The organism is Exiguobacterium sp. s157 (assembly GCF_018618205.1).
GTDB lineage: Bacteria > Bacillota > Bacilli > Exiguobacteriales > Exiguobacteriaceae > Exiguobacterium > Exiguobacterium chiriqhucha.
Genome location: NZ_JACSLQ010000013.1, coordinates 22,291 through 37,737, shown reverse-complemented (window position 1 = coordinate 37,737; position 15,447 = coordinate 22,291). Strand labels below are relative to the sequence as shown.

Here is a 15,447-nt window from a genome sequence, read left to right as displayed (position 1 = left end):
ATAGCTCTTTAAAAATGACGAAGCTTGCGCTTCATTCAAAAATTGTAAAACTTTTTTTGCCTCATCGTTCAGTTTTCAAAGTTCGTCTGCCGCTCTTAGCGACTCATTTATAATAGCACCTGTATTCTCTTTCGTCAACTATAAAAATAAAATATTTTAAAAGAATAAAAAAACAGAGTGCTCCTTCTTTGCACTATATAGAAGGAACACACTTTCTATTATTGAAATGCGATGATTCGTACTTCGTCTAAACGAGTTAAATCATACGTTTCTTGCGTCGGTTCTGATACGACAATCGGTTGTTCGACACTCGGTGTATAGTGATGAATCTTCCCGCGAACCCCACTACTCAACAAAACGGTTCGACCCACTTCATAAAAGCCGAGTAACGTAGCTAACAGTGTGAGCGCCTCTCCATCGTACGCTTCATTTTGCCACATATAGAAGTAAGCTTCTTCCGGAGTGAGTGCAGCTCGGAATGTTCGCGGTGCCGTCAACTGACAAAAACGATCTGCCACGATAAACAGAGGAGAGGCCGGATGAAGCGCTCGCTCTTCAAGACGATTTGGGAAGCCCGATCCATCGAGCCGCTCATGATGTTCGGCCACTAATTTACCGACACGCTGCCGTAATGTCCGATCTTCAGGTAACATCGCCATCGATACGAGTGGATGTTGATACAGAAGCTCACGCTCCATTTTTGTAAAATAGCGCATATGTGACCATTTGCGGATTTTAGCGTAACTGGCATCGGCGAAATAAGATGCGATTCCATAGTCAAACTGAAGCCGATGTTCGTCCCCCCGATATTTCGATAACGTTTTTGCGACGAGCGCCCGATAAATCGCATGATGAATCACATGATTTTTACGTAACGGTTGGTTCGTGAAAAACTTGACGATTGCTGATAAAGGATAATCTTGGCGAAATAACTGATGAATAAATTCAAGAGCCTCATATGGATTCGGTGATATCCGTTCTTCCCATTGATTGTAGTGACGTTCATACTGAAGAATCTTTTCGCATAAGTCGCGTTCTTCCTCATGTGTAAAGGGACGGCGTTCTACCGGAGCAACTTCAATCGCATCAACTTTCAAAAAGCGGAGCAAACGTAAATGTTCGTTCGTCAGTGTAATCCCGGCCTCTAATGAAGAAACAGATGTTAAGAGCGTCATACCTACGTGCACGTTTGAAATAGCGAGTCGCATGCTCATCCCTCCTGATCGTATGAAAACAGGTCGAACGGAAGCTCCGCTCGACCTGTTTCGCCTTATTCGGTCACTTCAGACGATAGGTCGGTTTCTGGTGCTTCACCATCAAATCCATTCTCCATCTCATCTGCTGATTCCTCTTCTAGCTCATCTTTTTTCAATTTAGCAATTGTAGCCAAACGATCGCCGTCTTCGATGTTCATCACTTTCACACCGCGCGTACTGCGACCCATTTGCGAAATCGTCTGTGAATCGATTCGAATGGCGACACCGAGCTCGGTCATGAGCATGATATCGTCGTCCTCATCCACGACTCGCATACCGACGACGGTACCGCGGTCAGTCTTGATTCCGATAATTCCAGAACCGCCTCGACCTTGCGTGCGGAATTGCTCCATCGGTGTTCGTTTGCCATAGCCTTTTTCCGTGATAATCAATACGTCTTGCGTCGGGCGTACGATTTCCATCGAAACGACTTGATCGTCATCCTTCTTCAGACGAATCGCACGGACACCTCGGGCGGTACGGCCCATCGACCGTACTTCACTCGCAAGCGGGAAGCGAATCGACATCCCTTCACGCGTCACAATCAACATTTCGTCATCGCTCTTCGCAAGACGGACAGTAACCAATTCGTCCGTATCATTCAAGCTGATGGCACGAAGTCCGTTTTTATTGATGCGGGCGTAAGCCGAGAGCGGTGAACGTTTGACGAGTCCTTGCTTCGTGATAAACACGAGCGACAACTGCTCGTCTGCCACTTCAGCTTCCGAATCTTCACTTCCATCCTCAACGATGGCTTTGTCTGCCAAGTAACTATTGAAGTCGACCGGAATCATCGTCTCGACTTTTTCGCCTTTATCGACTTGTAGCAAGTTAATAATCGGCATCCCTTTCGCAGTCCGGCTCATCTCTGGGATTTCATACCCTTTCAAGCGGAAGACGCGACCGAAGTTCGTGAAGAACAGGATCGTATCATGCGTCGAAGCTGACAAGAGACGTAACACGAAGTCCTCGTCATTCGTACCCATCCCTTGCTTGCCTCGTCCGCCTCGTCGTTGTGTACGATACGAGTCGCTTGGGATTGATTTGATATACCCTTCGCTCGTGAGCGTGATCATCATGTCGCGAACTGGAATCAAGTCTTCATCTTCAAGCTCGATGATATCCGTACGGATGACTGTCCGACGTGCATCGCCATAACGCTCTTTGATTTCTGTCAACTCGTTGCGAATGATTTGAAGCAAGAGTTCTTCGTCGCCTAAGATGGCACGCAACTCTTCAATCAAGGCGCGAATCTCGCGATACTCGCCTTCGATTTTCTCACGCTCAAGTCCAGTCAAACGTTGAAGACGCATATCGAGAATCGCTTGCGTCTGCTCGGTCGACAACCCGAAACGGGCAATCAATTTCTCACGGGCCTCGTCACCGGTCCGCGTACTGCGGATGATGGCGATGACTTCATCCAAGTGATCGAGGGCAACGCGCAATCCTTCAAGGATGTGTGCACGGGCCTCGGCCTTGTCGAGATCGAACTGCGTCCGACGGCGGACGACTTCTTTTTGGTGCTCGATGTAGTAATAAATCGCTTGCTTCAAGTTGAGCGTCTTCGGTCGTCCCCCAACGAGGGCGAGCATGTTGACCCCAAACGTCGTTTGCATTGGCGTTTGTTTATACAAGTTGTTCAAAATGACACTGGCATTCGCATCGCGGCGTACTTCAATGACAACACGCATCCCGTTACGATCCGACTCGTCGCGAAGATCAGTGATGCCTTCGATTTTCTTGTCGCGTACCAAATCGGCAATCTTTTCGACGAGGCGCGCTTTGTTCACTTGATATGGGATTTCATGAACGAGAATCCGTTCACGACCATTTTTCAACACTTCGATTTCAGCTTTGGCCCGCATCGTGATTGATCCACGACCCGTCTCATAGGCGCGGCGAATTCCGCTACGTCCTAAAATTTCGCCGGCTGTCGGGAAGTCAGGCCCCGGGATATGCTGCATCAACTCGGAGATGGTGATATCCGGGTTATGCGTCAACGCAAGAACGCCGTCAATGACTTCGTTCAAGTTATGCGGCGGTACGTTCGTGGCCATCCCGACCGCGATTCCACTCGTCCCGTTGACCAAGAAGTTCGGGAACCGGGCTGGCATGACGACCGGTTCTTTCTCTTCTCCGTCAAAGTTCGGTTGGTAATCAATCGTGTTTTTGCCGATATCACGGACGAGTTCCATCGCGATTTTCGACATACGTGCTTCTGTATAACGCATCGCTGCGGCTGAGTCTCCATCGACCGATCCGAAGTTTCCGTGACCGTCGACGAGTTCATAACGATAACTGAAATCTTGCGCCATCCGAACCATCGTCTCGTAAACGGCAGAGTCACCGTGCGGGTGATACTTACCGATAACGTCACCGACCACACGGGCCGATTTCTTATGGGGCTTGTCAGCACGAATTCCAAGTTCGTTCATCGCATATAGAATACGACGGTGAACCGGTTTCAGACCGTCTCGTACGTCTGGGAGGGCACGTGACACGATAACGCTCATCGCATAGTCCATGAACGAGGTGCGCATCTCTTGGCTAATATTTATATCCTTGATATTTTCTTGTTCTGCCATTCGTTATTGCCTACCCTTCTTTTTAAATATCGAGGTTTTTCACGTAATGCGCATGTGATTGGATGAAATCACGTCGCGGCTCGACATTGTCACCCATGAGCGTCTCAAAGATCTCATCCGCCTCAATGGCGTCTTGAAGGTCGACACGAAGCATCGAGCGTGTCTCTGGATTCATCGTCGTGCTCCACAGCTGTTCAGGGTCCATCTCACCTAGACCTTTGTAACGCTGTACGCTGTAACGAGCATTCTCCGGAAGCTGTTTAATCGCTTCTTGCAATTCACGGTCATTCTGCACGTAAGTGACATCTTTTCCGTGCTTCAAGCCGTAAAGTGGTGGTTGCGCGATATAGACATACCCGCTCTCGACGAGCGGACGCATGTAGCGATAGAAGAACGTCAAAAGCAGTGTGCGAATGTGGGCGCCATCGACGTCGGCATCGGTCATGATAATCAACTTATGATAACGAGCCTTCCCGAGATCGAACTCTTCCGCAATCCCTGTCCCGAGCGCTGTAATAATCGTACGTACTTCTTGGTTGGCTAAAATCTTATCAAGTCTCGCTTTTTCGACGTTGATGATTTTACCTCGGATTGGCAAAATCGCTTGGAAGTGACGATCGCGACCTGATTTCGCTGAACCGCCGGCCGAGTCACCCTCAACGATGTACAGCTCAGACTTCGATGCATCTTTCGATGAACAGTCGGCTAGTTTCCCAGGCAATGAACTGACTTCAAGGATCCCTTTACGGCGTGTCATCTCACGAGCACGTTTCGCTGCGAGACGGGCACGGGCCGCCATCAAGCCTTTGTCGACGATCAATCGACCGACAGATGGATTTTCAAGCAAGAATTGCTCGAACGTGTCCGTGAAGAGCGAGTCTGTGGCTGTACGCGCATCGGCGTTACCAAGTTTCGTCTTCGTCTGCCCTTCGAACTGTGGCGACGGGTGTTTGACCGAGACAATCGCCGTCAATCCTTCACGTACGTCATCTCCTGACAGGCTACCATCAGCCTCTTTCATGAGACCGAAGCGTTTTGCATAGTCGTTGATTGAACGCGTGAGCGCCGTTTTAAATCCAGTCTCGTGCGTTCCGCCCTCATGGGTCGGAATATTGTTCGTGAATGAATAGATGTTGCTCGCAAATCCTTCGTTGTACTGAAGCGCAATCTCGACTTCAATTCCATCCTTTGTGCCATGTACGTAGACAGGCTCGTCGTGGATTGAGGCTTTCGAGCGGTTCAAATGTTCAACGTATGACTTGATTCCGCCCTCGTAGTGATAATTGCGTTCAATCGTCTCATCGCTGCGCTCGTCTTTGGCGACGATGCGGAGTCCTTTATTCAGGAAGGCAAGTTCGCGCAGACGTGTAGCGAGTAAATCAAAGTCATATTCGAGCGTCTCTTCGAAGATATCTCCATCTGGGAAGAAACGAACAGTTGTACCAGTCGTATCGGTCGTACCGACGATTTCAAGTTCGCCTTGTGGGACACCGCGTTTGAATGACTGATAGTAGACGTTGCCGTTACGACGGACGAACACTTCAAGCTTCGTCGACAACGCGTTGACGACCGAGGCCCCGACACCGTGTAGACCACCTGAAACTTTGTATCCGCCGCCGCCAAACTTACCTCCGGCGTGAAGGACGGTGAAGATGACTTCGACGGCAGGACGGCCCGTTTTCTTTTGAACATCGACTGGAATCCCGCGTCCGTTATCTTCGACAACAATCGAGTTACCTGGTTCTACTGTCATCGTGATCGTGTCACAGTGTCCGGCGAGCGCTTCATCAATCGAGTTGTCGACGATTTCCCACACCAAGTGGTGGAGTCCTCGTGAGCTCGTTGAACCGATATACATCCCCGGGCGTTTACGAACGGCTTCTAACCCTTCAAGCACTTGAATCTGATCAGCACCATAATCTTGCATTTGTTTTTCGTTTTCGTTACTCATCGGTTTTGTTCACCTACTATACATGAATTGGTGTTCATATGGATTGGTCTTACGTTATACAGATTCCGTTTCAACTTCGCCTTGTTTCACGTGAAACACCTTCGCTTGTTGAATCGTTTCGTGAGCGATGCCATCAATGTTGGTCGTCGTGATAATGGTTTGGACTTTTTGGCCCATCGTGTCGAGCAGATGGGTTTGGCGATGGTCGTCTAATTCAGATAACACGTCATCTAACAAAAGCAATGGATATTCCCCGACCTCTTCGTGGATCAGTTCAATCTCCGCTAACTTTAAAGACAAAGCCGCTGTACGTTGCTGGCCTTGTGAACCGAACGTTTGGACGTTGCGATTGTTGACATACAATTCAAAGTCATCTCGATGCGGACCAAATAACGTCACGCCTCGTCTTCGTTCGTTCTCTCTTATTTTATCAAACTTTTGACGATACGTTTCAAACATCGCCTCTTTTGGGTAACGTTCTTTTTGGAATGTATCCGATACGTATTGAATCGTCAGTGTCTCCAAGTCACGTGTGATGCCGGAATGGATGGGTCCCGCCCATTTTTCAAGCTGATCGATAAAATGATGACGTCGCGAAACGATTTTCACGGCAAGCTCAATCATTTGATCGGTGAGCACCTCTAGTAGCGTCTCGTCTCCACCTTTGATGGACAGTTGCTTTAACAAGGCGTTCCGTTGCTTCAGTGTCTTCAAATACTGATTCAATTCATGTAAATAGACAGGACTCACTTGCCCGATTTCCATATCTAAAAACCGTCGTCGTCCTTGCGGGCTACCTTTGACGATGGCAAGGTCTTCGGGTGCGAACAGCACGACGTTAAAAGCGCCGACATAGTCGCTGAGGCGGCGTTGTTCGAGATGGTTCAATTTCGCTTTCTTCCCTTTCGGTGAAAACGTGAGCGACTGGACCGTCTCTCCGGTCCGTTTATGAATCCGTCCCTCTACCATCGCTGCATCCGCCTCCCAGCCGATCAGTTCACGGTCTTGCGTCGTCCGATGTGACTTTGCGAGCGCAAGTACGTAAATCGATTCGAGCAGATTCGTTTTCCCTTGGGCATTCTCACCAATGAGAACGTTCGTCTGTTCTGAAAAATCTAGCTCGAGGGTTTCGTAGTTGCGGTAGTTTTGCAATCGGATCGACTTTAAATGCACGTTAGTTACCCTCGATTTGGAAGTCTCCGAAACCTTCGACCTCAATCGTATCCCCATCGCGTAGTTTGCGTCCGCGACGTTGATCAACCTCACCGTTCACTTTTACTTGAATGTCCTCTAAGAAGAACTTCGCTTGGCCTCCGCTTGAAATGATGTCAGCCAACTTCAAAAATTGTCCGAGCGTTACATACTCGGTTGTAATCGACACTTTTTTCATGTCGTCACTTCCTTTCTTTCATACTTAGTACAAAAAATCGCCATACTTATTAGTTTATCGAAAAACGTCGAATAAGGCAAAAATGGGGATGACAAGGTGAAACACCTCATCATCCCCGAATCTGCTCAGTCTGACTTAAGACGTGCGGACTGGCAAGATCAACTGTAGGACGCTATCTTGCTCGACCGGACGCAAGATGAACGGACGCATCGAACCCGTGAACTGGATTTCGATCTCTGAAGCATCAAGCGCACGAAGCGCATCCATGACAAATTTCGAGTTGAATGAAATTTTTAACTCTTCTCCTTCAAGCGACAGGATGCTGACGCGCTCTGACACTTTCCCGACTTCTGGAGAATGAGAGGAGACTTCGACCGTCGTCGCTTCTTCAGCGACAAACTTGATGACGTTATTGCGATCAGCGCGTGCAAGCAATGATGCACGATCGATAGCCTGGAGGAAGTCCTTCGCGTTCATGCGGACTGCTGTCCGGTATTCTTCCGGAATCAAGCGTGATGTATCTGGGTATGCTCCGTCGAGTAGACGCGAGAAGAACGAGATGTTTTTCAAGCGGAACAAGATTTGTTGGTCCGTCAACACGATTTCGACTGGCAACTCTTCCCGATCAAGCAATTTTGCGAGTTCGTTCAATGAGCGGCCTGGGACGACGACATTTTGGAACGTCAAATCGTTGTCTGTCTCAAACCGTGCCCGGCGAAGTGCCAGACGGTGGCTATCCGTTGCGACACACGTCAAGAATCCTTTTTCGGCAGAGAAGTTGACCCCTGTCAACACAGGACGTGTCTCTTGTCCAGAAACAGCGAAGCTCGTTTGACGGATAATCGTCTTCAACAAATCGGCCGGCAAGTAGAAACGACGCTCGCTTGATAGTTCAGGCAGGCGCGGGTATTCATCTGGATCGAGTCCGTTCAAATGGAACTCGGCTTGTCCCGATTCAATTCGTGTCATAAAGTTCGGAGACACTTCGAGTGTCACTTCATTCGTCGGCAACTTTTTAACGATCTCACCGAGGAAACGTGCATTGAGCACGACGCTACCTGCTCGTTGAATTTGAATGAGTTCGATTCCGCCTTCTTCAATCGGGATTAAGCGTTCGATTGAAATTTCCGTATCGCTACCTGTGAGCGTCAACCCATCGGCATGGGCTTCAAGCTTTAATCCTGTGAGGATTGGAATCGTCGTTCGGGAAGCAACAGCTTTTGATACATCTTGTACGGCTTGCATGAATACATCTCGCTGAATCGTTAAATGCATGTGGATAATTCCTCCTAAGTGAACTGAGTCATATAGTTAATAATAATAGTATTATTTAAGTCATAATAGTAATAAGGGCTGTGGATACTGGGGATAAGTCACTTTAACCACTGGTGTTGAGCCATTCTGCCTGTGAATAACTTGTGGATAACTATGTGGGTTTATCCACAGGATATCCACAATGAAATTGAAGCGTTTTATGACAATGCTTTCTTTAACGTCTGAATCGTCTCTTGCATCTCCGGATCGTGCTTGAGCAACGTACTAATTTTCTCATGGGCGTGAATAACTGTCGTGTGATCGCGTCCACCGAACTCTTCCCCGATTTTAGGAAGCGAGCTTTCCGTCATCTCACGTGATAAGTACATCGCGATTTGACGAGGGAATGCGAGCGTCTTCGTCCGTTTCTTCGCCTTCAGTTCATCGACTTCAATATTAAAGTGACGGCCCACTATTTCTTGAATGTCCCGAATGACAATTTTCTTCGCTTCTTGGACCGGCATGATGTTGTGCAACGCTTCAGCAGCGACATCCGGATCGATCGGACGACCGACGAGCTTGGCATAGGCCACGACGCGCGTCAACGCCCCTTCGAGTTCACGAATGTTCGTGTCGATTTGGTTAGCAATATACAGCATGACGTCGTTTGCGATATCCAGTCCTTCTGCCGTCGCTTTCTTGCGTAAGATGGCAATCCGTGTTTCAAGGTCAGGCGGTGTGATGTCTGTGATAAGACCCCATTCGAACCGCGAACGAAGACGATCTTCGAGCGTCGGAATCTCTTTAGGCGGTCGATCACTCGAAATCACAATCTGTTTCTGATCGTTATGAAGCGCATTGAACGTGTGGAAAAACTCTTCCTGTGTCTGTTCTTTCCCGGCTAGGAACTGAATGTCATCGATTAAGAGAACATCAATGTTCCGATAGCGGTTGCGGAATTCTTCGGTCTTATTGTCACGAATCGAGTTGATAAACTCATTCGTGAACTTTTCAGATGATACGTAAGCGATTCGTGCGCCAGGCTTCTGCCCTTTCACGTAATGACCAATCGCATGCATCAAATGCGTCTTGCCGAGCCCGACTCCTCCATAAATGAAGAGCGGATTATAGGCGCGCGCCGGCGCTTCTGCGACAGCGAGCGAGGCAGCGTGAGCAAATCGGTTACCCGACCCGATGACAAACGTCTCAAAAATGTACTTGTCATTCAGCTGTCCGAGGTTCCCTTCCTCTTTTGGTAGTACCGGAAGCGGCTGTTCTTTCATTTCTGTGGCAGCAATCGTCTCTTTCGATCCATCCGCAGGTGCATACTTGTGTGCTTGTGATTCCTCGATAAAATGAATCTCAAGCTTGTTGTTCGTTACTTCTTCAATCGTATCTTGTAACAATGACAAGTACTGACGCTCAAGCCAAGTCACAATGAAACTGGCTGGCGCGGACACGACGAGTGTCGTCCCCATCAACGAAATTCCTTCTGTTGATTTCAACCACATATCAAAGCTGGCTTTTGGTGTTCGTTCCTCTTCCTCAATCAGAGATAAAACATTTCTCCAAATCTCGCGAGCATTCTTCAATGAAAGACCTCCTTTACTCACATGTTGGCGAAACTTATTCACACGATATACACATACACTATTCTATAGTAGATAATAGGGTTATCCCCAGAGAACAAAAACTGTGGATAACGTTATCCACATGGTGTTGATGTTGGGGATAACAGTTATCCACAGCCTGTGTATATCTTGGAATTGCTAAAAGTTCATCCACAAGTTTGTGCACATTCAGTTTATCAAAATAAAATAGACGTGGCAACGGTTTTTGATATTTATCCACAGACTGCAAAAAGAATCCACAGGCAGTTATCCACATGCTGTGTATAGTGTGGATAAACTGTGGATATGTTGTGGATAATTAGAAGTGAGATAAGATATAGACAGAAAAGTTATACACAAAAGAGGAAGAAGGAATTGTGGAGAATATTTTTTCAAGAGAAGAAAATGAAAAATTAAAAAATGGAATCGTAAAATTGAAAATGAAAAATTAAAAAATGGAATCGTAAAATTGTTGAAAGAAGAGGAGTTATTCACATATAAGTGTGGATAACTCTTGGGATATGTGGATAAAATGGCTTTAGACAGCTATTTGTAAAAAAGTCACTGGCGGATTGTTAATTCTCCATGTGATTCATTACTTCCGTTTCTTCTAGATCATGCCATCCGGAGGTGATTGTCCCCTTCCCGTCCGAAGGATTTCATCCTAATTGAAAACCTAGCGAAAACTCATTGACAATCTAGACAACAGTTTATATAATCTTAAAGACTGCCTTAAATGAAACTATAACTTGCTAATAGAGCGTTAACCTTGAGGAGGTGCTTTAACAATGAAACCAACTTTCAATCCTAACAACCGTAAGCGTAAGAAAGTCCACGGATTCCGTGCACGCATGGCGACTAAAAACGGCCGCAACATTCTTGCAGCTCGCCGTCGTAAAGGCCGCAAAGCCTTGACTGTCTAATACAGATTATGAGATTGCCCGAGGAATCCTCCTTGGGCAATCTTTTTTTGTATCGTCACAGAACTCACACAAACGGACGGAAAAAGCTGATTCACTCTCGTTGAAACGAATGGGATATGGTATGATGTTAGTTGACGATTTTTGAAGCGAAGGATGGAGTGAGAATTTTGAAAAAAGAATACCGCCTGCAAAAGAATGAAGAGTTCCAAGCGGTGTTTCGTGAAGGACGCTCCGTGGCCAATCGTCAGTTTGTCGTCTACACGCAGAAAGCGGATCAAGCGCACTTCCGGGTCGGACTTTCGGTCAGCAAAAAGCTGGGAAATGCCGTGGAACGGAACCGGATGAAACGATTGATGCGTGAATCGCTTCGCTTGCTCGAACCGAACGTGGCTCCGCACAATTATGTCATCATTGCGCGCAAACCAGCGACGTCGCTTACGCAAGATGAAGTGACAGAAAGCTTGAAACACGCATTCAAACGGGCTAAAGTTTGGAAGCAGAGACAAGTCGATCGATCATAACAATCCGAGCTCGTTCTTTCATATATAACGCGAACTAATTAGGATTGACCGATAGACGTGTGATGAAACAAAAGAATCGATAAAGAAAGCGTAGGGGGAACTATGAGCAAAAAGCTAAAATTAGGATTGTTGGCTGTCATGACCGGCGTCATCATGTTGATGGCTGGCTGTGTCGACCCATCGACGATCCAAGGAGAGCCGATTACGGCTGAGACGGAAGGCTTCTGGTCGCAATACTTTGTTTGGCCACTAGCATGGTTGTTGAAAGAAGCGGCTTACTTAATTGGTGGGACGTGGCAGTACGGTTACTCGATCATCGTCGCGACGATTATCGTCCGCCTCTTGATTTTACCGCTTATGATCAAGCAGACGAAGAGTATGGGTGCGATGCAAGTGTTGCAGCCGGAAATGCTCAAGCTGCGTGAGAAGTACAGCTCGAAAGACCAAGAGACGCAACGTAAACTGCAAGAAGAAATGATGAAAATGTATCAAGAGTACCAAATCAACCCGCTCGCGGGCTGCTTGCCAATCTTGATTCAAATGCCGATTTTGTTCGCGTTCTATGATGCGATCCGTCGGACACCTGAAATCTTTGAAGCACAGTTCCTCTGGTTCGACCTCGGGGCACCAGATCCAACGTTCATCTTGCCGATTCTGGCAGCGATTTTGACGTTTGTACAGCAAAAAATCTCAATGGCGGGCCAAGAACAAAACCCACAATTGAAAATGATGCTCTACATCTTCCCAGTGATGATTTTCGTCATGTCGATCACGCTTCCAGCCGCCCTTTCGATGTACTGGGTCGTCGGTTACATCATCTCGATTATCGTGACGATGGCAATCATGCTCCCGATGCGTGAGAAGATGAAAGTTCAAGCTGAAGCGAAAATCGCTGCGAAAGAAGCAGAACGTGCCGTACTCGCAGAAGAAGAAAAAAAGGCAAAAAAGAAAAAACGTAAATAAACGCTAAGGCTGTGGATAACCAATCCACAGCCTTTTTTGTCGTTCGGGATAGATCAACCTTAAATCCGGGAATAAACAAAGCAGTGGTCGAAATCGTCGAATCAGAAAGGGGTCTTTCATATGGAGACGCTCATCAAACGGTTGGAACGGTCGACGTTCATTCAAGCGGCGCTTTACGTGGTAATCGGGTTACTCATCATCTTGTATCCGCGCATCTTTTTTGATGCGATCGTCTATTTGGTTGCGGCTTACTTTGCCATCATCGGTCTCGTCGCCATCATTCAAGGGTTGCGGCACAAACGGGACGGGCTCCCAGCCGGTTTTTTTATGGGAATCATCTATTTATTGATCGCTTTAATCGTCTTTTTCTTCGCTGAAACGTTGGCAAGTCTGCTCCCGATTTTTATCGGCGCCTTATTCTTGTTTGGTGGCATCATCCGGTTGATTCAAGCCGTCGGATTTCGCCGGACCATCGCCAATCGGTGGATGTACTTCATGCTCAGCAGTCTATTGTGGATTGGGATTGGCCTACTCATGTTGGCGAACCCGTTTGACAGCCTGCTCGTTTTGTTCCAATTGTTCGGCGGTTTTCTCATCGCCGTCGGGGTGATCGAATGGGTGCTCTATTTCACACTCCGCTCCTCGAGACGCCAGCAAGCATAAACGAAAGCCGCTCACATTAGGAGCGGCTTTTTTCACGGATGACGAGTCGGTCGAAAAACGGACGAATCACTTCGAACGCAACGGTCGTCTCGAAGAAGGGACGCTCGACTTCGAGACGGGAGATATACCATCGAGCGGCTGTCGCATGATGGTCGGGTGTCAACGCTTCATAAAAGGTCCGGATTTCAATCCGCTGTCGGGCGGCCACGTCTTTCAACCCGAGTGCGGCCCGTTCGGGTTCGTAATGAGCGGCGAGCACATAGGCGAAATGACTCATGCCTTGCCGAAGCATCTCGACGGCCCAGACATCGTTGCCGCGGTCACGGGCTTTCGTATATTGGAAAAAGAACCAAATCGCATCAAACACGTGTCCGCTTAAGTCTTCATCCGACAAGGTGAGCGAACTCGAGTGATGTTGCAGTCGATGTTCCGGATCATACAGCACCGTGATTGTGTCTTGATGGTTCAACGTGTCCGCCGTCACCGTGAAGAAGTCGAGATGCAAGAAATCATCATAGACGACGATCAGTTGCGGGGCTACGATATCGATTTCGTCCTCGAGCAGAATCGGGCGATATGTGGCCAGATGGTCGCGGCGGCGCGACAAGAACTCATTCAGGCTGTCAGGGGCGACCATGACGTACAAGTCGACATCGGAATGTTCGTCCGCTTCATCACGCCCGAACGATCCTTTCAAGAAAATGGCCTGCACGTTCGCATCGGAGATGAGGCTGGTAGTCAATGTGGCGATGGCATCTTGCTGTCGCATTTCATCACGTCCTCCATGGAAATATATTCCTTTATTGTACTAAAGTAATTCCTTAAAATGCAACCGTTGCTCGAGAGGTCGGACTCTTTCGTTCGAGACAAATATCGTGTATAGTAGGTGCGTTATGCATAAGATAGAGGAAGTAGTAAGAAGTATGGGAGGGAAAGATGATGCTAGAGTTTGACACGATTACGGCGATTTCGACGCCGATGGGTGAAGGGGCAATCGGAATCGTCCGCTTGTCCGGTGACCGCGCCGTCGAGACGGTGGGCCGTGTGTTTTCTGGAAAAGATTTGACGAAAGTGGAGTCACATACGATCCATTACGGAAAATTGAAACGTCCTGGCACGGACGAGGTCGTCGATGAAGTCATGGTGAGCATCATGCGCGCACCGAAGACGTTCACGCGAGAAGACGTCGTCGAAATCAATTGCCATGGAGGAATCGTCGCGGTCAATCGTGTCCTCGAACTGATTCTTGAACAACCGGACATCCGCTTGGCAGAACCGGGCGAGTTCACGAAACGCGCCTTTTTGAATGGACGGATTGATTTGTCGCAAGCCGAGGCCGTCATGGATTTGATTCGTGCCAAAACGGATCGGGCTATGAACGTCGCCATGTCACAAATGGAAGGACGCTTGTCACGGCTCGTCCGCGAGTTGCGTCAACTGTTGCTTGAGACGATTGCGGCGGTCGAGGTCAATATCGACTATCCGGAATACGACGCCGAAGAGATGACCCAGGCCATCGTCGAAGACAAGGCGGGCGAAGTGAAGCGTGTGCTCGAGCAACTGCTCGAGACGGCGCGACAAGGCAAGATTTTACGAGAAGGGCTCGCGACAGCGATTATCGGTCGACCGAACGTCGGCAAATCATCGCTCATGAACACGCTCGTACAAGAGACGAAAGCGATCGTCACGGAAATCGCAGGAACGACGCGCGATACGATTGAAGAGTATGTGAACGTCAAAGGCGTTCCGCTCAAATTGATTGATACGGCAGGAATTCGGGAGACGGAAGATATCGTCGAGCGGATCGGTGTCGAGAAATCGCGCAAGGCGCTCGCCGGGGCTGACTTGATTTTGCTCGTCTTGAACGGGCATGAAGGTCTGACTGTCGAGGATGAGGCCTTATTTGAGGCGATTGCTGGTATGAATGCGATCATCATCATCAATAAGACGGACTTGCCACAAAGTATGGATTCTTCTAAGCTGGAGAAACTAGCGGCAGGTCGCCCGATCGTGGCGACGTCTCTCTTATTAGAAGAGGGAATCGATGCATTGGAGAAGGCGATTTCGAACTTGTTCTTCGCTAAAGGCGTCGAATCACAGGATATGACATATATCTCGAACGCACGACACATTCAGCTCATCAAACGGACAATCGAACAAATCGATGAGGCGCTCGGAAGTGCCGCCATGAATTTACCGATCGATATGGTCCAAATCGATTTACGACGGGCGTGGGATACGCTCGGCGAAATCAACGGGGACACCGTTCAAGAAAGTTTGATTGATCAACTCTTTTCACAGTTTTGTCTTGGGAAATAATAAGGAGGAACA

13 protein-coding genes are annotated in these 15,447 nt (G+C 48.1%); 5 read left to right on the top strand and 8 right to left on the bottom strand.

What is annotated here, in order from left to right:
• Positions 1 to 218: 218 nt before the first annotated feature.
• The 7 genes from KNP67_RS14770 to dnaA form a co-directional block, all read right to left on the bottom strand.
• A complete protein-coding gene (locus tag KNP67_RS14770; protein WP_214756934.1) occupies positions 219 to 1,208 on the bottom strand; it encodes an HD-GYP domain-containing protein in 990 nt (329 codons plus the stop codon).
• A 62-nt stretch (positions 1,209 to 1,270) separates the two neighbouring features.
• Positions 1,271 to 3,841, bottom strand: a complete 2,571-nt coding sequence (gene gyrA, locus KNP67_RS14765) for a DNA gyrase subunit A (protein WP_058765174.1) — start codon at positions 3,839 to 3,841, stop codon at positions 1,271 to 1,273.
• 22 nt (positions 3,842 to 3,863) lie between these two features.
• A complete protein-coding gene (gene gyrB, locus KNP67_RS14760; protein WP_021067843.1) occupies positions 3,864 to 5,792 on the bottom strand; it encodes a DNA topoisomerase (ATP-hydrolyzing) subunit B in 1,929 nt (642 codons plus the stop codon).
• Positions 5,793 to 5,846: 54 nt separating this feature from the next.
• Positions 5,847 to 6,965 carry a DNA replication/repair protein RecF gene (recF, locus tag KNP67_RS14755; protein WP_021067844.1) on the bottom strand — a complete coding sequence of 373 codons (1,119 nt, stop codon included), beginning with the start codon at positions 6,963 to 6,965 and terminating at the stop codon, positions 5,847 to 5,849.
• A gap of 1 nt (position 6,966) precedes the next feature.
• On the bottom strand, positions 6,967 to 7,182 hold the full coding sequence (gene yaaA / locus KNP67_RS14750; protein ID WP_021067845.1) for a S4 domain-containing protein YaaA: 216 nt from the start codon (positions 7,180 to 7,182) through the stop codon (positions 6,967 to 6,969).
• Positions 7,183 to 7,317: 135 nt separating this feature from the next.
• Positions 7,318 to 8,457 carry a DNA polymerase III subunit beta gene (gene dnaN / locus KNP67_RS14745; protein WP_021067846.1) on the bottom strand — a complete coding sequence of 380 codons (1,140 nt, stop codon included), beginning with the start codon at positions 8,455 to 8,457 and terminating at the stop codon, positions 7,318 to 7,320.
• A gap of 197 nt (positions 8,458 to 8,654) precedes the next feature.
• On the bottom strand, positions 8,655 to 10,028 hold the full coding sequence (gene dnaA, locus KNP67_RS14740; RefSeq protein ID WP_021067847.1) for a chromosomal replication initiator protein DnaA: 1,374 nt from the start codon (positions 10,026 to 10,028) through the stop codon (positions 8,655 to 8,657).
• Between the two features lie 806 nt (positions 10,029 to 10,834).
• Here dnaA and rpmH point away from each other — a divergent pair.
• The 4 genes from rpmH to KNP67_RS14720 all read left to right on the top strand — a co-directional run bounded on the left by rpmH (position 10,835) and on the right by KNP67_RS14720 (position 13,116).
• Positions 10,835 to 10,969 (top strand): 50S ribosomal protein L34, encoded by a 135-nt coding sequence (gene rpmH, locus KNP67_RS14735; protein ID WP_015880216.1) that lies wholly within the window; start codon positions 10,835 to 10,837, stop codon positions 10,967 to 10,969.
• Between the two features lie 167 nt (positions 10,970 to 11,136).
• Positions 11,137 to 11,490 carry a ribonuclease P protein component gene (rnpA, locus tag KNP67_RS14730; protein WP_021067848.1) on the top strand — a complete coding sequence of 118 codons (354 nt, stop codon included), beginning with the start codon at positions 11,137 to 11,139 and terminating at the stop codon, positions 11,488 to 11,490.
• Between the two features lie 102 nt (positions 11,491 to 11,592).
• A complete protein-coding gene (gene yidC / locus KNP67_RS14725; protein WP_021067849.1) occupies positions 11,593 to 12,453 on the top strand; it encodes a membrane protein insertase YidC in 861 nt (286 codons plus the stop codon).
• A 120-nt stretch (positions 12,454 to 12,573) separates the two neighbouring features.
• A complete protein-coding gene (locus KNP67_RS14720) occupies positions 12,574 to 13,116 on the top strand; it encodes an HdeD family acid-resistance protein (RefSeq protein ID WP_131472089.1) in 543 nt (180 codons plus the stop codon).
• Between the two features lie 16 nt (positions 13,117 to 13,132).
• Here the strand turns inward: KNP67_RS14720 and KNP67_RS14715 are convergent, their stop codons facing one another.
• On the bottom strand, positions 13,133 to 13,885 hold the full coding sequence (locus KNP67_RS14715) for a nucleotidyltransferase domain-containing protein (RefSeq protein WP_214756933.1): 753 nt from the start codon (positions 13,883 to 13,885) through the stop codon (positions 13,133 to 13,135).
• A gap of 170 nt (positions 13,886 to 14,055) precedes the next feature.
• Between KNP67_RS14715 and mnmE the strand changes: the two genes are divergently transcribed.
• A complete protein-coding gene (mnmE, locus tag KNP67_RS14710) occupies positions 14,056 to 15,435 on the top strand; it encodes a tRNA uridine-5-carboxymethylaminomethyl(34) synthesis GTPase MnmE (protein ID WP_021067853.1) in 1,380 nt (459 codons plus the stop codon).
• Positions 15,436 to 15,447 lie beyond the last annotated feature (12 nt).